This window comes from Arthrobacter rhamnosi, assembly GCF_054510975.1.
Map to the genome: position 1 here is coordinate 273,403 of NZ_JBTNDN010000002.1, position 23,100 is coordinate 296,502.

At 67.4% G+C, this 23,100-nt stretch carries 25 protein-coding genes; 6 read left to right on the plus strand and 19 right to left on the minus strand.

The annotated features are described in order from the left end of the window. Positions 1 to 97: 97 nt before the first annotated feature. From ACX80J_RS05610 to ACX80J_RS05635, 6 genes are all read right to left on the minus strand, one after another. Positions 98 to 1,663 carry a 5-oxoprolinase subunit B/C family protein gene (locus ACX80J_RS05610; RefSeq protein ID WP_459347136.1) on the minus strand — a complete coding sequence of 522 codons (1,566 nt, stop codon included), beginning with the start codon at positions 1,661 to 1,663 and terminating at the stop codon, positions 98 to 100. Continuing rightward, the gene (locus ACX80J_RS05615; RefSeq protein WP_459347137.1) at positions 1,650 to 2,408 is read right to left on the minus strand and encodes a LamB/YcsF family protein; all 759 of its coding nucleotides are present in this window, start codon (positions 2,406 to 2,408) and stop codon (positions 1,650 to 1,652) included. The genes ACX80J_RS05610 and ACX80J_RS05615 overlap by 14 nt, the downstream gene beginning before the upstream one ends. 83 nt (positions 2,409 to 2,491) lie before the next feature. Then, positions 2,492 to 2,743, minus strand: a complete 252-nt coding sequence (locus tag ACX80J_RS05620) for a CDGSH iron-sulfur domain-containing protein (protein ID WP_459344085.1) — start codon at positions 2,741 to 2,743, stop codon at positions 2,492 to 2,494. Beyond that, entirely contained in the window at positions 2,740 to 3,774 is a 1,035-nt protein-coding gene (locus tag ACX80J_RS05625) for an iron-containing redox enzyme family protein (RefSeq protein WP_459347138.1), read from the minus strand. Before ACX80J_RS05625 ends, ACX80J_RS05620 begins: the two co-directional genes overlap by 4 nt. Positions 3,775 to 4,024: 250 nt before the next feature. Beyond that, positions 4,025 to 4,486, minus strand: a complete 462-nt coding sequence (locus ACX80J_RS05630; RefSeq protein WP_459344087.1) for a DUF4383 domain-containing protein — start codon at positions 4,484 to 4,486, stop codon at positions 4,025 to 4,027. 31 nt (positions 4,487 to 4,517) lie between these two features. Next, positions 4,518 to 5,399 (minus strand): manganese catalase, encoded by an 882-nt coding sequence (locus ACX80J_RS05635; protein WP_459344088.1) that lies wholly within the window; start codon positions 5,397 to 5,399, stop codon positions 4,518 to 4,520. 281 nt (positions 5,400 to 5,680) lie between these two features. Between ACX80J_RS05635 and ACX80J_RS05640 the strand changes: the two genes are divergently transcribed. From ACX80J_RS05640 to ACX80J_RS05650, 3 genes are read left to right on the plus strand one after another with little or no spacing between them, the layout of a single operon-like run. After that, positions 5,681 to 6,511 carry a hypothetical protein gene (locus ACX80J_RS05640; RefSeq protein WP_459344089.1) on the plus strand — a complete coding sequence of 277 codons (831 nt, stop codon included), beginning with the start codon at positions 5,681 to 5,683 and terminating at the stop codon, positions 6,509 to 6,511. Continuing rightward, complete coding sequence (locus tag ACX80J_RS05645) at positions 6,511 to 6,963, plus strand: phage holin family protein (protein ID WP_459344090.1); 453 nt, start codon at positions 6,511 to 6,513, stop codon at positions 6,961 to 6,963. Before ACX80J_RS05640 ends, ACX80J_RS05645 begins: the two co-directional genes overlap by 1 nt. Next, entirely contained in the window at positions 6,960 to 7,655 is a 696-nt protein-coding gene (locus ACX80J_RS05650) for a DUF3618 domain-containing protein (protein WP_459344091.1), read from the plus strand. Before ACX80J_RS05645 ends, ACX80J_RS05650 begins: the two co-directional genes overlap by 4 nt. Before the next feature lie 94 nt (positions 7,656 to 7,749). Here the strand turns inward: ACX80J_RS05650 and ACX80J_RS05655 are convergent, their stop codons facing one another. Then, on the minus strand, positions 7,750 to 8,337 hold the full coding sequence (locus ACX80J_RS05655) for a cysteine hydrolase family protein (RefSeq protein WP_459347139.1): 588 nt from the start codon (positions 8,335 to 8,337) through the stop codon (positions 7,750 to 7,752). Next, the gene (locus ACX80J_RS05660) at positions 8,324 to 8,707 is read right to left on the minus strand and encodes a hypothetical protein (protein ID WP_459347140.1); all 384 of its coding nucleotides are present in this window, start codon (positions 8,705 to 8,707) and stop codon (positions 8,324 to 8,326) included. The genes ACX80J_RS05655 and ACX80J_RS05660 overlap by 14 nt, the downstream gene beginning before the upstream one ends. A gap of 333 nt (positions 8,708 to 9,040) precedes the next feature. On the opposite strand from ACX80J_RS05660, the gene ACX80J_RS05665 reads away from it, so the two are divergent. Next, positions 9,041 to 9,949, plus strand: coding sequence for a DUF2382 domain-containing protein (locus ACX80J_RS05665; RefSeq protein WP_459347141.1), 909 nt, complete (start codon positions 9,041 to 9,043; stop codon positions 9,947 to 9,949). Positions 9,950 to 10,174: 225 nt separating this feature from the next. Beyond that, complete coding sequence (locus tag ACX80J_RS05670; protein ID WP_087071876.1) at positions 10,175 to 10,597, plus strand: MarR family winged helix-turn-helix transcriptional regulator; 423 nt, start codon at positions 10,175 to 10,177, stop codon at positions 10,595 to 10,597. On the opposite strand, the gene dnaB is transcribed toward ACX80J_RS05670, so the two are convergent. The 6 genes from dnaB to ACX80J_RS05700 all read right to left on the minus strand — a co-directional run bounded on the left by dnaB (position 10,594) and on the right by ACX80J_RS05700 (position 15,855). Next, entirely contained in the window at positions 10,594 to 11,970 is a 1,377-nt protein-coding gene (dnaB, locus tag ACX80J_RS05675) for a replicative DNA helicase (protein ID WP_087071875.1), read from the minus strand. The genes ACX80J_RS05670 and dnaB overlap by 4 nt on opposite strands. A 693-nt stretch (positions 11,971 to 12,663) precedes the next feature. Continuing rightward, the gene (gene rplI, locus ACX80J_RS05680) at positions 12,664 to 13,113 is read right to left on the minus strand and encodes a 50S ribosomal protein L9 (RefSeq protein WP_087071874.1); all 450 of its coding nucleotides are present in this window, start codon (positions 13,111 to 13,113) and stop codon (positions 12,664 to 12,666) included. Positions 13,114 to 13,130: 17 nt separating this feature from the next. Then, positions 13,131 to 13,370, minus strand: a complete 240-nt coding sequence (gene rpsR / locus ACX80J_RS05685) for a 30S ribosomal protein S18 (RefSeq protein WP_005273147.1) — start codon at positions 13,368 to 13,370, stop codon at positions 13,131 to 13,133. A 106-nt stretch (positions 13,371 to 13,476) separates the two neighbouring features. Next, the gene (locus tag ACX80J_RS05690) at positions 13,477 to 14,034 is read right to left on the minus strand and encodes a single-stranded DNA-binding protein (RefSeq protein WP_087071873.1); all 558 of its coding nucleotides are present in this window, start codon (positions 14,032 to 14,034) and stop codon (positions 13,477 to 13,479) included. Between the two features lie 60 nt (positions 14,035 to 14,094). Beyond that, on the minus strand, positions 14,095 to 14,400 hold the full coding sequence (gene rpsF / locus ACX80J_RS05695) for a 30S ribosomal protein S6 (protein ID WP_043442549.1): 306 nt from the start codon (positions 14,398 to 14,400) through the stop codon (positions 14,095 to 14,097). Positions 14,401 to 14,577: 177 nt separating this feature from the next. Then, positions 14,578 to 15,855 (minus strand): M18 family aminopeptidase, encoded by a 1,278-nt coding sequence (locus ACX80J_RS05700; protein ID WP_459347142.1) that lies wholly within the window; start codon positions 15,853 to 15,855, stop codon positions 14,578 to 14,580. Positions 15,856 to 16,087: 232 nt separating this feature from the next. On the opposite strand from ACX80J_RS05700, the gene ACX80J_RS05705 reads away from it, so the two are divergent. Then, positions 16,088 to 18,079, plus strand: coding sequence for a chromosome segregation ATPase (locus ACX80J_RS05705; RefSeq protein ID WP_459347143.1), 1,992 nt, complete (start codon positions 16,088 to 16,090; stop codon positions 18,077 to 18,079). Between the two features lie 165 nt (positions 18,080 to 18,244). Here ACX80J_RS05705 and ACX80J_RS05710 read toward each other — a convergent pair whose 3' ends face one another. The 5 genes from ACX80J_RS05710 to ACX80J_RS05730 all read right to left on the minus strand — a co-directional run bounded on the left by ACX80J_RS05710 (position 18,245) and on the right by ACX80J_RS05730 (position 23,035). Further along, entirely contained in the window at positions 18,245 to 18,946 is a 702-nt protein-coding gene (locus ACX80J_RS05710; RefSeq protein WP_459347444.1) for a response regulator, read from the minus strand. Beyond that, a complete protein-coding gene (locus ACX80J_RS05715; RefSeq protein WP_459347144.1) occupies positions 18,894 to 20,255 on the minus strand; it encodes a sensor histidine kinase in 1,362 nt (453 codons plus the stop codon). Before ACX80J_RS05715 ends, ACX80J_RS05710 begins: the two co-directional genes overlap by 53 nt. Next, positions 20,248 to 21,162, minus strand: coding sequence for an ABC transporter permease (locus tag ACX80J_RS05720; protein WP_459347145.1), 915 nt, complete (start codon positions 21,160 to 21,162; stop codon positions 20,248 to 20,250). The genes ACX80J_RS05715 and ACX80J_RS05720 overlap by 8 nt, the downstream gene beginning before the upstream one ends. A gap of 2 nt (positions 21,163 to 21,164) precedes the next feature. Continuing rightward, the gene (locus tag ACX80J_RS05725) at positions 21,165 to 22,112 is read right to left on the minus strand and encodes an ABC transporter ATP-binding protein (RefSeq protein ID WP_459344099.1); all 948 of its coding nucleotides are present in this window, start codon (positions 22,110 to 22,112) and stop codon (positions 21,165 to 21,167) included. A gap of 137 nt (positions 22,113 to 22,249) precedes the next feature. After that, entirely contained in the window at positions 22,250 to 23,035 is a 786-nt protein-coding gene (locus ACX80J_RS05730) for an ABC transporter permease (RefSeq protein ID WP_459344330.1), read from the minus strand. Positions 23,036 to 23,100 lie beyond the last annotated feature (65 nt).

A 23,100-nucleotide genomic window follows, 5' to 3' on the forward strand; every position in this document is an offset into this window, starting at 1 on the left:
AACGACCGACGCCGCCCGCGTCCGTCGCCCGCCGCCGTCGTCCCAGGTCCGTAGGGCCCGGCGGCCGGTGGACCGCAGGCAGGTCCACCGCGGGAGGTCAGGTCCGGAACCGGACCACGGCGCCCGGCGGCAGTTGTGCAGCACGGTCCAGATCCGCCGAGGCGACGACGGCGATCACCGGATAGCCTCCCGTGACCGGATGGTCGGCCAGGAACAGTACCGGCAGGCCCGACGGCGGTACCTGCAGGGCTCCGCGCACCGTACCCTCACTCGGCAGTTCTCCTTCGCGAGTACGCCTCAGGGACGGGCCGTGGAGCCGCAGGCCGATCCGGTTGGACTGCGGCGTGACCGTCCAGTCCGTTCCGCACAGCCGGGCGAGCGCGTCGTCGTCGAACCAGTCGTCCCGGGGACCCGGGACCACCCGCAGGATCTCCGGAGCCTCGGGCTGCCGCGGAACTTCCGCGGAACCCACCGTCGACCGCTCCGGCGGTCCTACCGGCAGGGCCATCCCCCTCGCCAGGGGGGGAGGACCGAGTCCCGACATCGAATCCGTCGACCGGCTGCCGAGCACCTCCTCTGCGGCGAAGCCACCCCGCACTGCCGTGTAGGCACGCAGGCCCGACACCGGAGGGGACTGCCGCAGCACCTCGCCGTCGCGCAGCAGGAAGGGCGTGCAGAGGGACGCCTCGCGCTCGCTGCCGTCGGGCAGGGCAATGGTCACCGCCACGTGAGCGCCGGTCACCGCGAGTACCTGGTCCTCCCCGGCCCGGAGGGCAAGTCCTCCGTTGAGGCTCTCGATGACCGCCGAGCCGGCGGCATTTCCCACGAGCCTGTTCGCCTGCCGGAGCGCGGCGCGATCCAGCGCCCCTGCCCCGGCGACGCCGAGTGCCATGCGGCCGGGCCTCCCGAGGTCCTGCAGGGTGCTGTAGAGGCCGGGGTCGACGACGGTGAGGCCTCCCTGCCCGGATGGAGGGGCGGGAGCCGTCCCGGCCGGCACCGCCGCCACCTCGACCAGTTCGCGGACCGCAGCGAACCGGACGCGGTTGCCGGGCCGGATGAGGGCAGGCTGCTCGCGGCGGGCGTCCCACAGAACGGCGGCAGTACGGCCGATGAGTTGCCAGCCGCCGGGCGACTCGCGCGGGTACACCGCCGAGAAGGTGCCGGCGAGCGCAACGGATCCTGCCGGGACCGCCGTGCGGGGCGAGTGCCTCCGCGGCACCTCCAGGCGGGGATCCCCACCCGTGAGGTAGGCGAAACCCGGGGCGAAACCACCGAAAGCCGCACTCCATGGCGTCGCCGTGTGGGCCGTGATGACAGCATCCTCGCTCAGGCCCGTCAGCCGGGCCACCTCGGTGAGGTCGGCACCGACGTACTGCACGTCGATGGTGACGAGCGTGTCGTCCCGCTCGGCGGGCAGGGACGGATCCATCGCACGAAGGCGGTCCGCGAGCGCCCTCACCTGACGGGCTTCCCGCACCGTGACCAGGACCGTGCAGGCCGCCGCCACCACGTCCACCTGGCCCTCGACCGGGTCTTCCTGGAGCTGCGCCTGCACGCTCAGCACCTCCGGCAGGCCGGGCAGTTCGATGAGCAGTCCTCGGTCCCCGACGGGCCGCAGCGTCCTGCCGGCCTGCCGGAGGCCGGCCGTGTCAGGCGAAGGCACCGACCGTCACGCCCGCGGAGGTGAGTGCACGACGTACCGCTGCCGCCATCGCGACGGCGCCCGGCATGTCCCCATGGACGCAGATGCTCTCGGCGTCGATGCGGATGCGGGAACCGTCGATCGCCACCACCTCCCGCTCCGCTGCGATGCGCAGCACGTGCTCGACGACGTCGGACTCGTTCCTGAGCACGGAGCCGGGCTCCCGCCGGGAGACGAGCGCGCCATCGGGCAGGTAGGCCCTGTCCGCGAAGGCCTCGACGACGGTGCGGAGCCCGGCAGAGCGCGCCTCCGCCTCGATGACGGAGTTCGGCAGCACCAGGAGCGGCAGGGCGTCATCCACCTCGCGGACCGCCTGCACCACGGCGCGGGCCTGGCTCTCATGCACGGCGATCGTGTTGTACAGCGCGCCGTGCGGCTTCACGTACTTCACCGCCGTGCCTGCCGCGCGTGCCAGGGCCTGCAGTGCCCCGATCTGGTACACCACGTCGTCGGTCAGTTCGGAGGGGTCGACGTCCATGAACCGCCGGCCGAAGCCCGCCAGGTCCCGGTAGCCGGGGTGCGCACCGACGGTGACCCCGGCCGAAGCGGCCGCCGCACACGTGGCCCGGATCCCGGCCGGGTCTCCGGCATGGAACCCGCAGGCCACATTGGCGCTGGAGACCGACTCGATGATGCGGGCGTCGTCCCCGAACGTCCAGTTGCCGAACGATTCTCCGACATCACTGTTCAGGTCCATTGCCGCCATGTGGCCTCCGTTCAGGCGTTCCGTCCCACGTTCCCGTCCAGCATGCCCGACGGACGGCCTCCACCGCGGACGCCGGGCGGCTGTCAGGGCTCGGTCTTGAACCCGGTGAGCTTGTGCGAGCCGTCGCAGTAGGGCTTCAGCACGGACGCGCCGCACCGGCAGAGCGCCACCGTCCGCCGGGTGCGCGGCAGCTCCTTGCCGTCCGCACCGACGAGTTCGAAGTCGCCGCGGATGAGGAGCGGACCGTTGGGACACGCGACGACGGACACCGGGGTCCTGCCGGAGTTCAGCGGGCGCTCCGGTGCCGGCTCGGACACATCGGACGCCCCGCTCACGAAGCCATCGATTCCGAGGCCCGCAGCGAGGAGCGGCCCGACTCCCAGGCATCCATGATGTGGACGGTCATGAGGGTGTCGACGGCGAGTCCGGCGGCCGCTCCGAACAGGACGTCCTGCAGCAGCCGCGGATCGGATTCGACGAGTCCGCCGGCCATGTCCCGCCCGGCGATCTGCTCGTGGACGGCGTCGGCCTCGACGTGTTCGTCGAAGTACTCAAGCGCGTCCTCGCCGTACCCGAGGCGCTTGAAGCCCCGCGAATACAGGCGGTTCGGCTGCGACGACGTCATCTCGTAGGCAGCCAGGTGTCCGACGATGGCCCCTCGAAGCCGGCGGTTGAGGCCGAACAGCGACATGAGGTTGTTCACCGCCAGTGTGATGGCGGGAGTGGCATCGAGGTAGGCCCCGTACGCGTCGTCCATGCCGAGCTCACGCATGGTGCGGGCGAAGAGCGCGGAGTGCATCCGCGCGGGCAGGCCGTTCCCGTACTCGTCGGCCTGGATCTCCACGAGGGCTGCCTTGGACCGGCCGGCCAGGCGCGGGATCGCCCACGTGTGCGGGTCGGCTTCCTTGAGCTGATAGATGGACTTGTGCACGAGGAACTCGCGGACCTGCTCGTTAGTCGCGGACTTCGCCACGTAACGGGACATGCTCGGACCGGAATCCTCGCCGGTCATGCGGAACAGCTCCGCGCACACTGCCTCGCTTGTCGCCTCCGGCAGGTCACCGAGGACGACTTCGTCCCGTACCCTGCGCTCGAAGGCCACCTCGAGCTGCTGCCGTACGCGAAGGAGGTCCGGGTTCCATTCCCAGTCGTCGCCCGCGCCATCGATTCCGCTGTAGTGCAACTCGTACAGGCAGAAGAGCGCGAGCTGGAGGTCGTCGTCGTGCAGGATGTCCGCCGTCTCGGCGAGCGCGGCCTCGACGAGCGCGCCGAGCCGCCCGAGCGCGTCCTGCTGCGACTCGATCGTTCCGGCAATGATGGCCAGGACTAGCGCGCTGACTTCTCCGCGCGGGGAGGGCTGCTTCATCAAGGACCTCTCTGTCGACAGGGCTGCCCCATGGGGCCGGGGCGTCAATGCTAAGCGTACTTCGCTTTCGTGCGTCGTGGTGCCCGTCGCCGGGACGGCCGCTCACGACGACGCCGGACCGATGGACACCCGGAGGTGCCCTCGATCCGGCGTCGTGCGGCACTCGATGTGCCGTATCCGTAGTGCTGATTCCAGGCGTGGAGTCACGGTGCCGCACACCGGACTCCCGCCCGCGGGGCGGGTGTCCGGGTCAGACGCGGCGCGTGGCGGAGCGGTCGCGGCGACCGAGCGCGAGGGCCAGGCCGATCATGCCCACCGCCAGCAGGAAGTGCAGCCAGTCGTCCGCGGTGTTCACCGGGACGAAGTTGGCCGACGACTCCTGGCCGATCACCAGTCCGTAGAGCCACAGGATGGCGTAGATGATCCCGCCACCGAGGAGGTACGAGCGCGCCCCCGACTGCGTCCTCGACATGGCCACGCCGGCGATGCCGAACAGCAGGTGGACGATGTTGTGGAGGATCGAGACCTGGAAGATCCCGAGCAGCATCGCCTCCGACTGGTGTCCGGCGAACATCATGGTGTTGTAGTTCGAGGTGATTCCGGGAATGAACCCCAGGATTCCAACCAGCAGGAAGACGATGCCCACTGCCTGCGCAGCGCGTTGCAGGGTGGTGCGGCCACTCTCCACCGTGCGGTCATTCGTATTTGTCATGACAGTCTCCTTCTCCTCGGTAGTGCGATGGTTATTCGCGGTTCAGCTTGTCCTGCACGGTGCCGGCCATCTTCTCGACGGTGTTCGGGATCTCCGTGGTGCCGTAGAAACGGGAGTCCGGATGGGTAACCGCCGGCATGGGAGCACTCGTGGTGGGGCCTTCGTGGTAGGTGAACTCACCCTTCCCGTCCGGGCTCGGTCCGGAGGCCCAGCGACCCTCGGCCGCCGCCTTGCCGTCCGAGAAGTTGAGGTACTGGTAGGAGACCTCCGTGGCTTCCTTCTTCTGCGGGAAGTTGCTCGGCACGGGCATCTCCTCGAGCTTCGATTCCTGCAGCTCCCTGGCGGCCGCCACCCACTGGTTCTGGTGCATGGTGTCCCGTGCCAGCAGGAAGGACAGCATGTCCCGGACCCCGTGGTCATCCGTCATGTGGTACAGGCGGGCCACCTGCAGCCTGCCCTGCATCTCGGCGTTCGCATTGGCTGTGAAGTCCGCGAGCAGGTTGCCGCTCGCTGTCACGTAGCTGCCCTGCCAGGGGTTGCCCATGCTGTCCACGGGTCGGGCGCCTGCTCCGGCCACGATGGCGTGCTGGAGGTCGGTGCCACCGACCACGGCGGCGATGGCGGGATCGGACTGTACGGCGTCCTCGGTGATCCCGAGCGGCGCCTTCTCGAGCAGCTGCGCGATCATCGTCGCCAGCATCTCGACGTGCCCCATCTCCTCGGCGCCGATCCCGAAGAGCAGGTCACGGTACTTGCCCGGGATGTGGGCGTTCCAGGCCTGGAAGCTGTACTGCAGGGCCACGGTGATCTCGCCGTACTGGCCGCCGAGGACTTCCTGCAGCTTGCGCGCATAGATCGCGTCGGGCTTGTCCGGGCTGGCCTTGTACTGCAGCTCTTGCTTGTGGAAAAACACAGGGTGCTACCTCCCACCTTGGGTCCTCGCAGGCTTGGACCCGCTCCTCCTGGAAGCGGCCGCGGAGGTCCTCTTGATTCGACGCTAAGGGCGCCACTAGGATTTTTGGAAGATACTAAGTCTACTTATTTAGATGTTGCGGGATCTTGCGAAAGAGCTTGCAAAAGTTAAGGTAAGCATGCTTAGCTTCAGTGATAAGTCCAGCACGAGATGCCGGACCATCACATCGAGAACACGATGGAGCGTCCGCGTTAACGGCAATATCAACGTTAGGAAGAACCATGACTACGCAGAATTGGCCGCAGGATCCCCTGGTTCCCTCCACCACAGGTCCCGAATCGTCCACGTCGGACCTCGGTGCCCACGAGCTCGGCACCACCGGGTCCACCGGCGGTAACTCCGGATCGAAGACTTCCGCTGCCAAGCACCAGGCCCAGCAGGTCGGCCAGGAAGGCAAGGAAGCAGCCAAGAACGTAGCCGGCACCGCCGCCTCCGAGGCGAAGAGCGTGGCTGCCGAAGCCGGCTCACAGGCCAAGAACCTGCTGGGCACGGTGACCTCCGAGGTCAAGAGCCAGGCCGGCACGCAGCAGCAGAAGATCACCGAAGGTATCCGCAGCATTTCCGATGAGCTGAAGTCCATCGCGGAGAAGTCGGACAACCACGTGGTGTCCAGCGTCGTCCAGCAGGCCGCCCAGCGCACCAACTCGGCTGCTTCCTGGCTCGAGGGCCGCGACGCCACCGACATCCTCGAGGACGTCAAGGCCTTCGCCCGCCGCAAGCCCGGAGTATTCCTTGCCATTGCAGCGGGATCGGGACTCGTCGCCGGCCGCCTGACGCGTGGGTTCACCGGCAACCGGGAGTCCGACACGTCCGGTTCCGCCCGGAACTTCGCATCGACCGGCACCGCGACCGGAACCTACCCCGGTTACACCGAGACGGGAACCGACCTCTACACCGGTACCCCCGCTACTGCAGGCTTCGGTGAGACGACCCACGGCCAGCACGTCGCAGGGTCCAACCCCGCTTTCGTCGACCCCACGGACGACTACCCCACCATCCCGCCGGGAACCCCGCCCGTGGGCACCCTGCCGAATGACGGGAGTCTGCGCTGATGGCTGAGGCATACACCGGCGGTGCCCACCAGGCCGCCGCCCCCCTGCCGACGGAGGCCGAGCAGCGCTCCGCCAACGCGTCGGTAGGCGAACTCCTCGGGGAGGTGACGAAGGACCTCTCCAAGCTCATGCGCCAGGAAGTGGCTCTGGCGAAGGCCGAAGCCACGGAATCGGCGAAAATCGCAGGCAAGGGCGCCGGCATGTTCGCCGGCGCAGCGGTCGGAGGTCACTTCGTCCTCCTGTTCCTGTCCATCGCCCTGATGTGGGGTCTCGGCGCCCTCATGCCCCTCGGCTGGGCCGCCCTGATCGTGGCGGTCCTCTGGGGCATCATCGCCGCAGTGCTGGCACTCCAGGGCAAGAAGGAAATGAAGAAGGTCAAGGGTCTTCCACAGACAGCGGAGACCGTCAAAGAGATCCCGCCGACACTGAAACCAGGTGAGCAGACACGATGAGCCAGACGCCAGAAGAGATCCGCGCAGATATCGAACGCACCCGCGAGGAACTGGGTACCAACGTCGACGCCGTGGCAGACAAGGTGAACCCCGCCAATATCGCGCACCGTCAGACCGAGAAGGTCAAGACCAGTTTCAGCAACGTGAAGGAGACCGTCATGGGCAAGGCCGAGGACGTCAAGGATTCCGTCATGGGTAAGGCCGAGGACGTCAAGGGCTCCGTGACCGGCAAGGCCGGAGACGTCAAGGACAGCGTCAGGAGCACGGCCGGAAGCGGGAAGGGCACCGCCCAGTCGGCTGCCGGCACCGCCAAGGACAAGGCTGCGCAGGCGGGACATGCCGTCCAGAATGCCCCGCACCAGCTTTCCAGCAAGGCGGCCGGCAACCCGCTCGCCGCCGGACTGATCGCCTTCGGCGCCGGCCTGCTCGTTGCATCCGTCATCCCTGCCAGCCAGAAGGAGCAGGAGGCCGCATCGCAGCTCAAGGAGCAGGCAGCGCCCCTGAAGGAAAAGGTCACAGAGGCCGCCAAGCAGATCGTGGAGGACGTGAAGGAACCGGTGCAGGACGCCGTCCAGTCCGTCAAGGAATCCGCCGTCGACTCGGTGCAGACCGTGAAGGACGAGGGTCAGCAGGCCGCCGGCCACGTCAAGGGCCGCGCCCAGGACGCCACGGCGAACGTCAAGCAGAGCTGACCTCCGAGGTACAGACGACGGAAGCCACCGGGACTCGTTCCGGTGGTTTCCGTCGTTACCGGTTCTGCCAGGGCGAGCGGCGAGGCGTCGCCCGTCAGGCGAGGAGGGCCTCCGCTTCCGACCGGCTGATGACCGCCTGCCGGTACTCCACGGAGAGGATCTCGAGCATCGCCGCCGCGTACTGCGCATTGGTGCTCCCGATCGCGTCGAGTACGTAGCTGACACGGAAGTCGTGCGCGAAAGCGTCCGCGCCCGTGTGCGCCACGCAGTTGTGCGTGGAGACGCCGGCAAGGAGGAGCCGCTCCACGCCGTGGCCCCGGAGGCGCTCCGCGAGGTCCGTGCCGAAGAAGGCGCTGTCGCGGGTCTTCGTCACGGTCTCGAGCCCTTCGGTCCGAAGGCCCTCGACGGCGTCCGCCTGATGCGTCCCCCGGAAGATGAATCCCTGGTCGTCGTCGAGCATGGAGACGGTCCACGTGGAGCGGTCCGGGAGGTGTTCGGTGCGCGCCACCAGGACCGGCGTCCTCCCCCGCTGTGCGGCGTCGATCAGGGCGTTGCAGGCGTCCACCAGGGCTTTCTGTGCGCCGGCGAGGACCTCGTCCTCGAAGAAGGCGTTCTGCATGTCGATGATGAGCAGCGCCGCCCCGCCCCTCTCCGACCCGTCTGAAGCGTCAGAGCGCGGCATCAGGCTCCCGGCGGGCATCCCGGACACGATCCTCGCGTGCGGTGACATCCGCTTCGGAGGGCACGATGTCCAGCAGGGACGGGTGAGGGCCGATCAGGGCGGTGCCGTGGCCCCCTGCGAGTCCTGGCAGGACGATAAGGTCCGCGGGCCCGGCCAGCGCGTCCGGCAGGGCCTCCGCGAGGCGCCGCACGTCACCCTCGGCCATGGCCGCCGCCTGGGCGATCTGGGCGACGGTGTGTCCGTCGGCGAGGGCCAGCCGGATGGCGGCGCCACACGCCATCGCGAGCCGGTCACGCTCGAACTCGGCGTTCTCGAGGTCCGCGGCAGCGATCATGACGTGATTGATGTGAGGGGGACGTGCGGCTGGCATGGGCGCCTTCCGGTGACGTGGGCGACCACGCAGTACATGCCAATCCGGGCATAGATGCGGTCGTCCTGCAGATGTTCGGCCGGTGGCTGGACCTTCCCGCCATTCTACGGAAGCACTCCGGGGCGGCAAAGCCGCGCGGCGGGCGGTGTCTCCGCCCTTGGAACCGCGGATCAGGGCCACGAATTTGAAGATAAACGCTAAGCCTGCTTCCAATTAACTACTAAGTGTGCTTACTCTAGAGGCCGGTGGTTCGCCAGGGACTCCGGTCCCGGCGAGACCTACAGCCGAGAATTCCACACCCCTCGCAGTGAGATTACTCAGAAGGAGAAGGAAATGATTACCCAGGAACACATCGATACCCTGCTCGGCAACGGCGGCAACGTCCTCGGTTCTGACGGAGAGAAGATCGGCTCCATCGGCCAGGTCTACCTCGACGATCAGACCGGTGAGCCCAGCTGGGTCACGGCGAAGACGGGCCTGTTCGGCACGTCCGAGTCCTTCATTCCCCTTCAGGGCGCCGACGTCGAAGGCCATGACGTCCGGGTGCCGTACACCAAGCACCAGGTGAAGGACGCCCCTCGGATCGAGACCGACGGCAACCTGAGCCCGGAGGAAGAGGATCGCCTCTACCGCCACTACGAGATCGGCGGCGGCACTGACACCTACTCCGACACGACGACGACCGGCACCACCGGCTTCGCCGGCCAGCGTGACCGCAATGTCTACATCGACACCACCTCCGGCCGCCACTCGGGCCTGACGGACACCGACTCGACGACGACCGGCCGCGGCACCGTCGGCCACGACACGTCCGGACCCACCACGGACGAAGCCATGACGCGCTCGGAAGAGCAGCTGCGCGTCGGTACGGAACGCCGCGAGGTGGGCCGCGCCCGCCTGCGCAAGTACGTCGTGACCGAGAACGTCACCACGACCGTTCCCGTCAGCCACGAGGAAGTTCGCATCGAGCGCGAGCCCATCACGGAGGCCAACCGCGACGAGGCCTACGCCGGCCCGGCCATCAGCGAGGAGGAGCACGAAGTGACTCTCCACGCCGAGCGCCCCGTCGTCGAGAAGGAAGCCGTCCCGGTCGAGCGCGTGCGCCTCGACAAGCAGACCGTCACCTCGAACGAGACGGTCAGCGGTGAGGTCCGCAAGGAAGAGATCGAGGTCGAAGGCGCGGATGAAACCCGTCGTGGCAACGATCTCACGGATGACACCCGCCGAGGCAAGAACCTCTAAGCACGATGTGAACGACGAAGGGCCCGGGGCATGGCTCCGGGCCCTTCGTCGTCCTCCGTCGGCCAATCCCTGCCCCCGCCTCCCGCGCCCAGGGAAGAGCAGAAAAAGCCGTCGCACTGGACTCACATGATAATAAGCCTGCTGTCTATTTCGGGCGAAATTGTCTAGAGTAAGTAGTAGAAACAAGCGCATCCACCGCGTACAACCGAGGAAGGACACGCCATCGTGCCGGAGTTAAACGATTGGTCGACCAGCCGCCTGCTCACGACCGCGGCCCGCCTCGTCGAGCACTCATGGAACGAGAAGCTCCTGAGCATCGGCATCACGCACGCCGGCCTGACGACCCTCGGCGTTCTCGAACGGGAGGGCACCCTCACGGGAGTGCGCCTGGCGCAACTGGTCCACGTCCAGGCCCAGACCGTTGGCCGGACCCTGGACCGCCTCGAGAAGCGAGGGCTCGTGACGCGCTTGCGCAACACAGCGGATCGCCGCAGCCAGCGCATCACCATCACCTCCGCAGGATTGAAGGCGCTGGAGCGGGCGAAGAACATCGAGCACGAATTGATGGCCGAGGACGGCCTCGCCTCCGAGGACCTGCGCGACCGCCTGAAGACGGTCATCAACGAACTCGGGCCGAAGAAGGACTAGTAGCCCCCGCCGTCCGCGGCCATGTTGTTGAACCGCGAGTAGTGGCCCTGGAAACCGACCACGAGGGTCTTGGTCGGCCCGTTGCGGTGCTTGGCCACGATCACGTCGGCCTCGCCGGCACGGGCCGACTCCTTGTCGTACACGTCGTCGCGGTGGAGCAGGATGACCATGTCGGCATCCTGCTCGATCGAGCCGGACTCGCGGAGATCGGAGACCTGCGGGCGCTTGTCCGTCCGCTGCTCGGAACCTCGGTTCAGCTGTGACAGCGCGACGACCGGCACGTTGAGTTCCTTGGCCAGCAGTTTGAGTGCCCGCGAGAACTCGGATACTTCCTGCTGGCGGGATTCGACGCGCTTGCCCGATGACATCAGCTGGAGGTAGTCCAGCACCACGAGCTTGAGGTCGTGCCGCTGCTTGAGCCGCCGGCACTTGGCACGGATCTCCATGAGCGACATGTTCGGGCTGTCGTCGATGAACAGGGGCGCGTCGTTCATGCGGCCCATCGTCGTGGCGATCTTGCCCCACTGCTCGTCCTTGATGGTGCCCTTGCGGAGGTCCTGCAGACCGATGGTGGCCTCGGCGGACAGCAGTCGCATCGCGATCTCGTTGCGCCCCATCTCGAGCGAGAAGAAGACGGTGGTCATGTTGTGCTTGATGGCTGCAGAACGCGCCCAGTCCAGGGCGAAGGTGGACTTACCCATGGCGGGACGCGCTGCGACGACGATCATCTGCCCACCGTGCAATCCCTGGGTCAGCTCATCGAGTTCGTAGAATCCCGTGGGGACGCCGGTCATGCCCTCGCCACGGTGGCCGGCCGACTCGATCTCGTCGACGGTGCCCTCGATGATGTCCTTGAGCGCGACGTAGTCCTCGGCCGTGCGGCGCTCCGCGACCGCATACACCTCGGCCTGTGCCGCGTTGACGAGGTCGTCCACCTCGCCGTCGTTGGAGTAGCCGAGCTGGACGATCTTCGTGCCTGCGTCGACGAGTCGGCGGAGGACGGCGCGCTCGCGCACGATCTCGGCGTAGAAGCCGGCATTCGCCGCGGTGGGGACGGACTGGATCAGCGTGTGGAGGTACGCGGGGCCACCGATGCGCGAGATCTCCCCCCGCTTGGTCAGCTCGTCCGAGACGGTGACGGCGTCGGCAGGCTCCCCGCGGCCGTAGAGGTCGATGATGGCCTCGTAGATGCTCTCGTGCGCGGGCCGGTAGAAGTCGATGCCGCGCAGCACCTCCACACAGTCGGCGATGGCGTCCTTGGAGAGCATCATCCCGCCCAGGACGGACTGCTCGGCGACGAGGTCCTGGGGAGGCGTACGTGAGAATTCCGGGGTACGAGTGTCCGGTGATGAATCTGCATGTGCCAGGGACACTGTAGGGCCTTTCTCCTGCTGTCGAAGCGGCAGTCGCCGAAGCATCCGCCGGAAACCCGGGACGGGTCTGACAGGACAGGCCTATCACTCTCCACCCTCACTATTGGGAATCTCCAGCAACGCTAGACCCCTTCACGTACTGCACAAAGCGCTGTGCCAACAGGGGGTGTGGGTAAGTGCGAATAAGCTGTGGATTACGTGGCATCTCTTGTGCACAGGATGGGGACAAGCCTGTGGACAAACAAACTGTTCGGACGCTAACAGTGCTCTGACCTGCGGAAACGTTATCCCCGGGCTGTGGACGCAGACTAATTTTGGCGCCCCTCCGTCCACAGGGGCTCTGTTGACAACCGGCGAAAAGGCGCTTCCATCGGCTTCCGGGAGGCGCATATCCCCACCCCTCCATACGGTTCCAGCCCGAAGTACCGTGGGCGCGGGGGCAGGACTAGGCGATATGCACTTTCGGGTACCCACGACGTCCCGGAGATCGCGGAAGAAGTCGCTCCGGGACATGTACCTGCGGGTGTGCTGCCCGTGCGTACGAGCCCGGGAATGTTGCCGTGCACGGGGCCCGGAGGGACATCGACGCCTTAAACACAGGAAGCCCCCGCTTCCGCGGAGGCTTCCTGGTGAACCTGATCTCGCTGCTAGCGCTACCCCGAACTCGCTTCGCGAGCCGGGGGCCCCTCGCTGCTAGCTGGCGACGACGTCCAGGTCGATGACTGCTGCTACGTCCTCGTGGAGACGGACGTTGGCCTGGTACGAACCGACCGACTTGATGTGAGCCGGCAGTTCGACCTTGCGCTTGTCGATCTTGCCGAGGCCTGCGGCCTCGACGGCCTTCGCGACGTCGTCGGCCTTGACGGTGCCGAACAGGCGGCCGGAGCCACCCGCCTTGACAGTCAGGGTGACGGGCTTCGCCGAGAGTGCGGCGGCCTGGCGCTGGGCGTCCTCGAGCGATGCGTGCTCGCGGGCGGAGCGGGCAGCCTTGATCGAATCGACCTGCTTCTCGCCACCCTTGCTCCACATGAGGGCGAAACCGCGGGGCAGAAGGTAGTTACGTGCGTAACCGTTCTTCACCTCGACGACGTCGCCTGCAGCACCGAGTCCGGTGACTTCCTGGGTCAGAATGAGCTTCGACATGGTGTGTGTCCCTTTCCTTAGCCGCGGCCAGCGCCGGAGTACGGCAGGAGTGCAACTTCGCGGGCGTTCTTGATTGCCTGGGCGATCTTGCGCTGCTCCTGCACTGTCACACCGGTGACGCGACGGGCACGGATCTTTCCGCGATCGGAAATGAACTTACGCAGCAGGGCTACGTCCTTGTAGTCGATGACGGTGACGTCAGCGGCCTTCAAGGGGTTGGACTTTGGTTTGGGCTTACGGAGTTCAGCCTTAGCCATCGTGGTGCTCCTTTTTCTGTTGGAGCCCGCAGAACGATTCTGCGGGATGGGAAGTACCAGTTCCTTGCGGAACTGCGGCAGGGGTTCCGGGAACGGAACCTGCTACCTAGAAGGGAGGCTCGGAGTCGGCGCCGTTGCCCCAGCCCTGCGAATTGCCACCCGAGGGAGCACCCCAGGGGTCTTCCGCAGGCTGCTGGGCCGGCTGTCCGCCGCCCCAGCCCGAACCGGAGTTCGAACCATTGCCACCGGAGTTTCCACCCGAGTTGCCGCCGAAGCCGCCGCCGTTCCCGCCGCCTGAGCGCTGGGTACGCGTGACCTTCGCCGACGCATAGCGCAGGGATGGACCGATCTCGTCCACCTCGAGCTCCATGACGGTGCGCTTCTCGCCCTCTTTGGTGTCGTATGAACGTGACTTGAGTCGGCCCTGGGCAACCACGCGGGTTCCCTTGGTCAGAGTCTCGGCAACGTTCTCCGCAGCCTCACGCCACACCGACGCGCGGAGGAACAGCGTTTCGCCGTCCTTCCAGTCATTGGTCTGGCGATCGAAGGTGCGAGGAGTGGACGCGATCGTGAAGTTGGCAACCGCCGATCCCGACGGCGTGAACCGCAATTCGGGGTCGTTGGTGAGGTTGCCGATCACCGTGATGACTGTTTCGCCTGCCATGGTGCCTCCTTGAGTTCCTACCCGCCGGAGCGGGGTGGATGGATGAGGGATCTGCCGAAGTTACTCGGCGGAAACCTTCTGCTCCTCGGGGCGGATGATCTTGGTGCGCATGATCGTCTCGTTGAGGCTCAGCTGGCGGTCGAGCTCGGAAGCCACGGCCGGGGTCGCGGTGAAGTTGACGACGGCGTAGATGCCCTCGGTCTTCTTCTGGATCTCGTACGCAAGGCGCCGGCGTCCCCAGATATCCACCTTGTCCACGGTGCCGCCGCCATTGCGGACGACATTCAGGAACTTCTCGAGTGTTGGGTCGATGGAGCGTTCCTCGACGTCGGGGTCGATGATTACCATCAATTCATATGCACGCATGTGTGAACCCACCTCCTCTGGGCTGAACGGTCGCGGTCTTTCCGCAACAGGAGGTTCTTTAGCGTTGGTCCGGCCGCCGTCCGCGGTATTTACCGCCGACCGGCTCTGGCACAGACGTATCAATGTTACCGGACGATCGACCCTCGGCGAACTCGTGTGGACGACGCCGGTCAGCGCCTACTGCCCGCCGCGGAAGAAGGCGGTCGTGGCCGTCGCGAGATGCCCGGGGTCCTCGACGCCGCACAGTTCACGCGCCGAGTGCATCGACAGCAGTGGTGTCCCGACGTCGACCGTGCGGATGCCGAGGCGCGTGGCCGTCAGCGGACCGATGGTGGAACCGCACGGCATCCCGTTGTTGGAGACGAACTCCTTGTAGGGCACGCCGCTGCTGCGGCACAGCGCAGCCCAGAAGGCGGCACCCGGCGCATCGGTGGTGTAGCGCTGATTGGCGTTGATCTTGAGCAGCGGTCCGCCGTTGAGCACCGGCAGGTTCACGGGGTCGTGCCGCTCCGCGTAGTTGGGGTGGACGGCATGGCCGGCATCGGCCGATACGCAGAACGACGACGCCAGGGCGCGCAGGCGCTCCTCCGTCCCGGCCCCGAGGCCGAGCGAGATGCGCAGCAGCATGTCCTCGAGGAAGGGTCCGCTGGCACCGGAGCGGGAGCCGCTGCCCACCTCCTCGTGGTCGAAGGCCGCGAGGACAGCAATCGGCCCGTCCACAGGCCCCCCGGCAGCGCCGATCAGCGCCGTGAGCCCGGCATGCACGGACGAGAGGTTGTCGAGGCGTCCGGATGCGAAGAACTCGTCCTCTGCGCCGAAGACGCGCGGTTCCTGGGTGTCGGCGACGACGACGTCGAACCCGCCGATCTCGCGCGGATCCACACTGGCTTGTGCGGCGAGCAGTCCAAGGAGGTCCGCGTCCGCGGGATCGCCGAGGCCCCACACCGGGTTCATGTGGCGCTGCTTGTCCAGCGCCAAGCCGTCGTTCACCGCGCGGTCCAGGTGGATGGCGAGCTGCGGGAACCGCAGCAGCGGCCCGGTGGACACCAGGTGCTCGCTGCCGTCGTGCAGCGTCAGACGGCCTGCGAGCGCGAGTTCCCGGTCGAGCCAGGAATTCAGCAGCGGGCCGCCGTAGACCTCGACGCCGGCCTGCAGCCAGCCGTACTTGCCCGTGGTGGGCTTGGGCTTGAGCTTGAACGACGGCGAATCGGTGTGGGCGCCGAGGATATGGAACGCCGTCGTGGGGCCGGCGCCGTCGGGGACGGACCACGCGATCAGCGCGCCGTCACGGATGACGTAGTAGCGACCCGCCCCGCCCTCCCAGGCGTCCTGCTCCGCCAGCCGTCGGAATCCTGCGGCGGCGAGCCGCCGTCCGGCCTCTGCCACGGCATGGAAGCTCGACGGGGACGCCGCCACGTAGGCGCCGAGGTCCTGGATGTGCGCTGGAGTGCTCATCCCCCGATTCAATCAGACCGTGGTTAGGACCGATCACCATGCCGTTCCGAGCCTGTGGCCTGGCCACCCATACCCCTTACTGCAAGGATCGCGCAGGACCACGTAGGAAATGGGATGGAAAGCGAGTACCAGATGAAAAGGTCGAGTAACGGATACTGTGTCTCCGCGCAACCAATACCCGTAGATTTCTGGGCGTCACCCCGACATTACCTTCAGGTCTCCAGGAGTAGCCGTGCGCGAGAACAACGCGAAATCCGTCCTTATCCGTCGCGTTGCAAGCGCAGTCATACTGCCGGGAGTCCTGACCAGCATGCTGGTCCTCGCCCCGCAGGCGTCGGCCGAGTCCGCCCCCGTATCGGGTGTCTGCAACGGTGTGACGAACCAGCTCGCGCACCGCGGGAACGTGCAGCCGAACCTGCTGAAGGCTGCGGCGCGCCAGAACGCCGCGCAGATCGCGACGTTGACCGCTGAGCGGACTGCGCTGGTGACAACGCAGAACACCCTGACGACGCAGATCACTGCGGCTGAGAAGGAGATCGCCGCGCTGGACGCCGAGCTCGCCACGCTGGTCGGCCAGATCTACACGACGACGATGTCGCTGACCAAGCTCGAGGCCGACAAGGCGACCGTGACCGCCGCGATCGCGGCTGCGAACACCGAGCTGACCACGCTGCAGGGGCAGAAGACCACGCTGGAAGGCAAGATCGCTCCGTTGCAGACCCAGCTGACCACCGCGCAGAACGAGCTGGCCGGATTGAAGACGGAGAAGGCCGGTGTCGTCGCGAGCCTGGCGACCAAGGAAGCGGATTTGGCCGCCGCCAAGACCCTCCTGGACAGCGCGACTGCCGCGGCAACGACGGCACAGAACACGGTCAATGCCCAGGTGACCGCGATTGGGACCGCCACCCAGGAACTGGCCGGACTGGTCGCTCAGGGCGATGTGGCGCAGGCACTGGTGGACGCCGCGGAGAAGAAGCTGGCGGATGCCCGCCTCGCGCTGCCGGCGCTGGAGACCGCTGCCAAGACCGCGGACACCAACGCCGCCGCCGCGACCGCCGCGGTCGTCAAGGCCGAGGAGAACCTGCGCCTGGCCCAGCAGAGCGTGACCACCTTGACGCAGCAGATCGGCGCCATCGACGCCAAGCTGCCGACACTGCAGACCGAGATCGCCGGACTGCAGGGCGACATCAGCACCAAGAACGCGGAGATCGCCGCGAAGCAGAAGGAAATCGCCGCCGCCACTGCGACGCCCGTCGCCGACGCTGCCGCGCTGCGGACCCAGCTCGCCGCCCTCGAGGCCGAGCTCGCGGGGATCAAGGGCAACGCGGACAAGCGGAAGCAGGAGCTGAACGCCCAGATCACCGCGAAGAAGGCGGAGATCGCCGCCGCGGAGAAGGCCGCCGCGGACAAGACTGCGCTGATCGCCGCCCTGAACGGTGACCTGACCAAGCTCCAGGGCCAGCTGGCGACGCTGAACTCCCAGCTGTCGGCCAAGCAGCAGGAGAGCAGCAACCTCCAGCAGCAGCTCCCGGGCCTGCAGACCAGCCTCGCGGGCGCCAACGGGCAGGTCACCAGCGCCACCGAGGCGCTGGCCGGCGCCAGGGCCGCGCAGGCTGCCGCGAACACCGCCCTCACCAGCGCCAACGCCGCCGTTACCGCGAAGAAGGCGGAGATCGCCGCCCTGGAGGCCGCGCTTCCGGGCCTGACGGGTGACCTGACCGCAGCCCAGGCCGAGATCACCACCAAGCAGGATGAGCTCAAGGCCCTCGAGGCCGCACTGCCCGGCCTGCAGGCCACCCTCACGGCCGCCACCACCGCGGTGACCGAGCAGACCGCCGAGGTCTCGCGCCTCGACGGTGAAGTCACCAAGCTCGTCGGGACCCTCGGCACACTGAACACCTCGATCACCGCCGCGGAGAACGCGATTACGTCCCTGCAGGATCAGCTCACCCCGCTGCAGACCTCGCTGAACACGCTCAACCAGCAGATCAGCGACAAGGAGGCCGCGCTGACCACCGCCAAGGCGGATCTGAACACTCTCGACAAGCAGATCGTCGCCCAGTCCACGACCCTGCGGGCGCTGGAGAGCGCCAAGAAGGTCAATCGCGACGCCGTCGCCGCACAGAACAAAGTGGTGACCGGACTGCAGGCCCAGTACGCCGCTGTACTGGACAAGATCGCCATCATCGACGGCACGATCGCCCTGGGCGGTTGCCTCGTCTGATCGACCGCAACACCCCGAAGCGCCCCGGGAGACGATTCTCCTGGGGCGCTTCGCTGTCTGCCTGCGCTGCAACACGGGCCAGGCGCTCACGCTCCACAAGCCCCTGCACGACCTGCCCGAGGAACCGCAGCGCCGGCCCTGCCCGGCCGCAGGTGCTTGGGAGTGTCAGTGCGCCGGTCCCGGCACCACGATCCCGTTCTCGTAGGCGTACACCACGGCCTGCACGCGGTCGCGCAGGTCCAGCTTCGTGAGGATCCGGCGGACGTGCGTCTTGATGGTCGCCTCCGAGAGGAAGAAGCGGGCGGCGAGTTCGGCATTGGAGAGACCCTCGGCGATGGCTTCGAGGACTTCGCGCTCCCTCGGGGTCAGCCCGGCCAGCCGCCGGTCCGGCACCATCGCCGCGTGCGCAGGCGGCAGCGACCGGACGTAGGTCTCCAGCAGCCGCTGGGTGACGCGCGGGGCGACGACGGCATCCCCACTGGCCACGACCCGCACCGCGTGCACCAGGTCCTCGGGTGCCACATCCTTCAGCAGGAACGCCGAGGCGCCCGCCTGCAGCCCTGCGAACGCATACTCGTCGAGGTCGAAGGTGGTCAGGATGATGATGCGCGCTGGCGAACCCGACGCTGTGATCCGGCGCGTGGCCTCGATCCCGTCACCCTGCGGCATCCGCACATCCATGAGGACCACGTCGGGTGACAGTTCCGCGGCAAGGCGGACTGCCTCACTGCCCGTCGACGCCTCCCCGGCGATCACCAGGTCCGGCTCGCCCTCGAGGATGAGCCGGAAGCCCATCCGCAGCAGTGGCTGGTCGTCAGCGAGCAGGACCCTGATGGGCGCGTCCTGCGTGCCCGGCGTGCTGTGCATGGTCATCTCTGTCCTTCCCCCGTTGGTTGCCCGCCCCGCCGTGGGCGTCGGGCACTGTCAGCTGCACGTCGACCATCCAGCCGCCCGACGGACGGCTGCCGCATTCGACCGAGCCCGCATAGATGGCGGCGCGCTCCCGCATGCCCGCGATGCCCTGCCCCGATCCGAGCGACACCACCGGACCCATGGCGCCCCGGCCGTCGTCGGCGACGCGCAGGGACACGGAGTCACCCGTCCTGGCGATCGAGATGTCGACCAGCGTAACCCCCTTGCCGTAGCGCAGGACGTTCGTCAGTGACTCCTGCATGATCCGGTACACCGTGAGCTGGAAAGCGGGATCGTCGGGCAGTCGGGGCCCGCTGGTGGTCACCCGCAACGGCAGGCCCGCGGCGCGGAAGCCGTCGAGGAGCTGCGCCAGCGAACTCGATGCCGGCAGGGGGTCGAGCGAGTCCGCCCCGGCCTCCGCGCGAAGCACCCCGAGGACGCGCCGCATGTCGGCGATGGCGGTGCGTCCGGCGCCCGACAGTTCACGCAACACCGCGACGGCGCGGTCCGGGTCCCGCTTCATCACGACGGCGGCGCCGTCCGAGAGGGCGACCATCACCGTGAGCGAGTGTGCGACGACGTCGTGCATCTCGCGTGCGATGCGGTTCCGCTCCCCCGCCGAGGCGAGCTCGGCGTTCCGCGCCGCCCACTCACGCAACTCGCTCTCGTGTTCGCGGTCGCGCCGCACCGTGACTCCGACGCCCACCGCCACGGCGAGGAACATGACGACGAAGCCGCTGAGGAGCCAGACCACCCCGGGGGCTTCGGCGAACATCGCGGGCGGGATGAGGAAGAGCGCTCCGACGGACAGCACCATGGCTGCGGCGGCCGCGATCAGGGTCTTCTTCAGCGGGTAGGTCGCCGCAACCGTGTACAGGGCGATCATCGTCCCGACCCCGACGCTGCCCGCGCCCTCCGTGAGGAAGCTGGCCGGTGGATCCAGGAGTGCGAGAAAGGCCAGGACGAGCAGTGGCCGGTCGCGACGGAACACCAGTGCCCCGGCAGCCAGGGTCACGGCGGGCAGGGCGAGCCAGCTGCCGCTTCCGATGATCATCAGCAGCGCGTTGGGGAAGGTCGCGATGAGGAACGCGAGGATGACGACGGCGTCCATGGCCCGCGGATGCCGGCGGAAGAACCGCCGGATGGGACCCAGCCGGCGTGCATTGAGCTCACTGAAGGAGACCGCGGCCGTCCGTTCCGCGGTCTCCTTCTCCAAAGGTCCGTCGCTCATCGCCGGTGGCGGTTGCCAGGGAGTGCTAGACATCCCGCTTCTTCGCGGCGACCAGTGCCAGGACGAGGAGCACAAGTGCCCAGGCTCCCATCACGAGGCCGCCTTCCCACTGGGTCAGGGCGTCGTCGGCGGTCGTGATCGCGACCATCTGGTTCCCGGCATCTGCGGGGAGGAAGCGGGCGGCCTTGGGGATCCAGTCGGCCAAGCCCGAGATCAGCTGGACGATGATCGGCAGCACGAAGAAGATGCCGACCGCGGTGACCACGCCACCGGCGGTGTTGCGCAGCAGGATCCCGATGGCCATGGAGATCACGGCGACGAGTGCGAGAAACGTGCCGGTGTTGATGATGCTGGCCAGGACGCCGTCGTCGCCGAGCGCGAAGCCGAGGTCCTCGCCCGCGAGGATGGGCTGGGCGACGAGGTAGGACACCAGGGCGCTGCCGAATCCCACGAGGAAGGCGACTCCGGCGATGATGACCGCCTTCGCCAGGAGGGCCGGGATGCGCTTGGGCACGGCGATCATCGTGGAGCGGATCATGCCGGTCGTCCACTCGCTGGCGATCAGGACCACCGCGAGCGACGCGATCAGCAACTGCCCGAAGGCCAGGCCCGACGACGGCACGGTGAGCACCTGGCCTGCCACACTGTCCGGGCCCTCCGGCGGCGGCTGGAACCCCGACGGGGCGTTCGTGTCACCGATGGACTGCGCCATGATCGTCAGCGACCACGCGAATAGCGCCGCGAGGCCCACCATCACGACGACGGTGCAGGCGATCAGGATGACGGTCGAGGGGACCGTGGTGACCTTGATCCACTCGGACTTCAGGACCCGGCCGAAGGTGACACCGGATCCGGTGCCTCGGTCCTGCCGCGGCCGTTGCCGTGAGGGCGCCGACAGGGCGGGTGCAGGTGTTGACGTCGGTGTTGATGACGGTGCCATGGTCAGCGCCCTTCCACTGGTGTAGCGCCCTGGTTACCGCTGGGCAGGCTGTGCGACTGGTACTCGACTTCGGTCTGGGTCAGTTCCATGTAGGCGTCCTCGAGGGACACCTGGAGCGGCGTCAGCTCGTACACGAGGACGCGCTCGCGGAGGGCCACCTCGGCGATCCGCCGCGGTTCCACGCCGGTGATCTCGATCAGCTCCGGTTCGAGGATCTGCGAGGTGACGCCGTCCCCGGCGAGGCTCCCGAGGAGGTCGTGGGGCCGGTCGGCGCGGACCCGGACCCGCGCCTTGCCCTGACCGTCGATGATGGACTGGATCGGGGCGTCCGCGATGATGCGTCCGCGGCCGATGACGATGAGGTGGTCGGCCGTCAGCGCCATCTCCGACATCAGGTGCGAGGACAGGAAGACGGTGCGGCCCTCGGCGGCGAGGCCCTTGGCCAGGTGACGCACCCACTGGACGCCCTCGGGGTCCAGTCCGTTGACCGGCTCGTCGAGGATGACCGTGTGGGGATCCCCGAGGAGAGCTGCGGCGATCCCGAGCCGCTGGCCCATGCCGAGCGAAAAACCGCCGACCCGCTTCCTCGCCACGGGTCCGAGGCCCGTCAGTTCGATGACGTCCCTGACCCGGCCGTTGGGGATGCCATGGGTCGCCGCCATCGCGCGGAGGTGATTGTAGGCGGAGCGCTTGGGGTGGACCGCTTTCGCATCCAGGAGGGCGCCCACCTCGCGCAGCGGCGCCCGATGCTGGGCGTAGGGCAGGCCATTGACGGTCACGTGCCCTGCCGTCGGATTGTCGAGGCCCATGATCATGCGCATGGTGGTGGACTTGCCTGCGCCGTTCGGACCCAGGAAGCCCGTGACCCTGCCGGGCTGCACTGTGAATGAGACGGCGTCGACGGCGGCCTTAGCACCGTACCTCTTCGAGAGGGCTTGGGCCTCGATCATGGTGCGTCCTTCAACTGTTGAGAACGGGACCGCAGGTGCGGGCCCGTTCTCAACACTAGGCCTGGGGCCGGTGAAGGTCACCGGCCCCAAGGATGATCACCGCCCGGGAGTCGCTACGTCTTTCGGACGACACCGCCCTAGCGGGTGCTGATCGATGCGAACTTCCGGATGCACAGTGGCACGAAGACCACCAGCATCAGGATGGCCCCGATCAGCACCATCGGAACTGCGTTCTGCATGGGCCAGGTGTCCGGGAGTGGTTCCGACCCCACGTTGCCGAACAGTTCGCGAGCCGCCTGGACGAGCGCGGACACCGGATTCCAGTTCGCGAAGGTCTCGAGCGCGCTGGGCAGGGTCTGCGACTGCACGAAGGCGTTGGAGATGAACGTCAACGGGAACAGGATCATGAAGGACGCGTTGTTGATGGCCTCGGGGGACTTCACAGACATGCCGAGCAGTGCCATGACCCAGCTGAACGCGTAGGAGAACAGCAGCAGGAGCCCGAGGCCGGCGAGGAAACTGCTCATCGAAGCGTTGACGCGCCAGCCCACCACAAAGCCGGTGGTCATCATGATGACCACCGACAGGGCGTTGAGCACCAGGTCGCTGTTGGTGCGGCCGATCAGCACTGCCGACGAACTCATGGGCAGGGTGCGGAAGCGGTCGATGATGCCGTCCTTCAGGTCCTGTGCCATAGCGGAACCCGAGAAGGTGGACCCGAAGATGACCGTCTGCGCGAAGATGCCCGCCATGAGGTACTGGGTGTAGTCGGTCCCCGCCACCTGGATGGAACCCCCGTAGATCTGGCTGAACAGCAGCACGAACATGATGGGTTGCAGCACGGCGAAGACCAGCATGTCCGGCGAGCGCTTGAGCTTGGTCAGGTTCCGCTTGGTCACCGTCCATCCGTCGGAGAACCACATGGCGAGCTCCGACGGCGGTGCGGAGCGGGCATCGTCCTCGGGCCGGGACCGCTGGTTCTCCGGTT

What these genes read in the sequence shown, in the direction of transcription:
- ACX80J_RS05615 (WP_459347137.1), bottom strand. Translation starts at nt 2,408, where the DNA reads ATGGCGGCAATGGACCTGAACAGTGATGTCGGAGAATCGTTCGGCAAC.
- ACX80J_RS05625 (WP_459347138.1), bottom strand. Translation starts at nt 3,774, where the DNA reads ATGAAGCAGCCCTCCCCGCGCGGAGAAGTCAGCGCGCTAGTCCTGGCC.
- ACX80J_RS05630 (WP_459344087.1), bottom strand. Translation starts at nt 4,486, where the DNA reads ATGACAAATACGAATGACCGCACGGTGGAGAGTGGCCGCACCACCCTG.
- ACX80J_RS05640 (WP_459344089.1), top strand. Translation starts at nt 5,681, where the DNA reads ATGACTACGCAGAATTGGCCGCAGGATCCCCTGGTTCCCTCCACCACA.
- ACX80J_RS05645 (WP_459344090.1), top strand. Translation starts at nt 6,511, where the DNA reads ATGGCTGAGGCATACACCGGCGGTGCCCACCAGGCCGCCGCCCCCCTG.
- ACX80J_RS05650 (WP_459344091.1), top strand. Translation starts at nt 6,960, where the DNA reads ATGAGCCAGACGCCAGAAGAGATCCGCGCAGATATCGAACGCACCCGC.
- ACX80J_RS05655 (WP_459347139.1), bottom strand. Translation starts at nt 8,337, where the DNA reads ATGCCGCGCTCTGACGCTTCAGACGGGTCGGAGAGGGGCGGGGCGGCG.
- ACX80J_RS05660 (WP_459347140.1), bottom strand. Translation starts at nt 8,707, where the DNA reads ATGCCAGCCGCACGTCCCCCTCACATCAATCACGTCATGATCGCTGCC.
- ACX80J_RS05665 (WP_459347141.1), top strand. Translation starts at nt 9,041, where the DNA reads ATGATTACCCAGGAACACATCGATACCCTGCTCGGCAACGGCGGCAAC.
- rplI (WP_087071874.1), bottom strand. Translation starts at nt 13,113, where the DNA reads ATGTCGAAGCTCATTCTGACCCAGGAAGTCACCGGACTCGGTGCTGCA.
- rpsR (WP_005273147.1), bottom strand. Translation starts at nt 13,370, where the DNA reads ATGGCTAAGGCTGAACTCCGTAAGCCCAAACCAAAGTCCAACCCCTTG.
- ACX80J_RS05690 (WP_087071873.1), bottom strand. Translation starts at nt 14,034, where the DNA reads ATGGCAGGCGAAACAGTCATCACGGTGATCGGCAACCTCACCAACGAC.
- rpsF (WP_043442549.1), bottom strand. Translation starts at nt 14,400, where the DNA reads ATGCGTGCATATGAATTGATGGTAATCATCGACCCCGACGTCGAGGAA.
- ACX80J_RS05700 (WP_459347142.1), bottom strand. Translation starts at nt 15,855, where the DNA reads ATGAGCACTCCAGCGCACATCCAGGACCTCGGCGCCTACGTGGCGGCG.
- ACX80J_RS05710 (WP_459347444.1), bottom strand. Translation starts at nt 18,946, where the DNA reads ATGCACAGCACGCCGGGCACGCAGGACGCGCCCATCAGGGTCCTGCTC.
- ACX80J_RS05715 (WP_459347144.1), bottom strand. Translation starts at nt 20,255, where the DNA reads ATGTCTAGCACTCCCTGGCAACCGCCACCGGCGATGAGCGACGGACCT.
- ACX80J_RS05720 (WP_459347145.1), bottom strand. Translation starts at nt 21,162, where the DNA reads ATGGCACCGTCATCAACACCGACGTCAACACCTGCACCCGCCCTGTCG.
- ACX80J_RS05725 (WP_459344099.1), bottom strand. Translation starts at nt 22,112, where the DNA reads ATGATCGAGGCCCAAGCCCTCTCGAAGAGGTACGGTGCTAAGGCCGCC.
- ACX80J_RS05730 (WP_459344330.1), bottom strand. Translation starts at nt 23,035, where the DNA reads ATGTGGTTCTCCGACGGATGGACGGTGACCAAGCGGAACCTGACCAAG.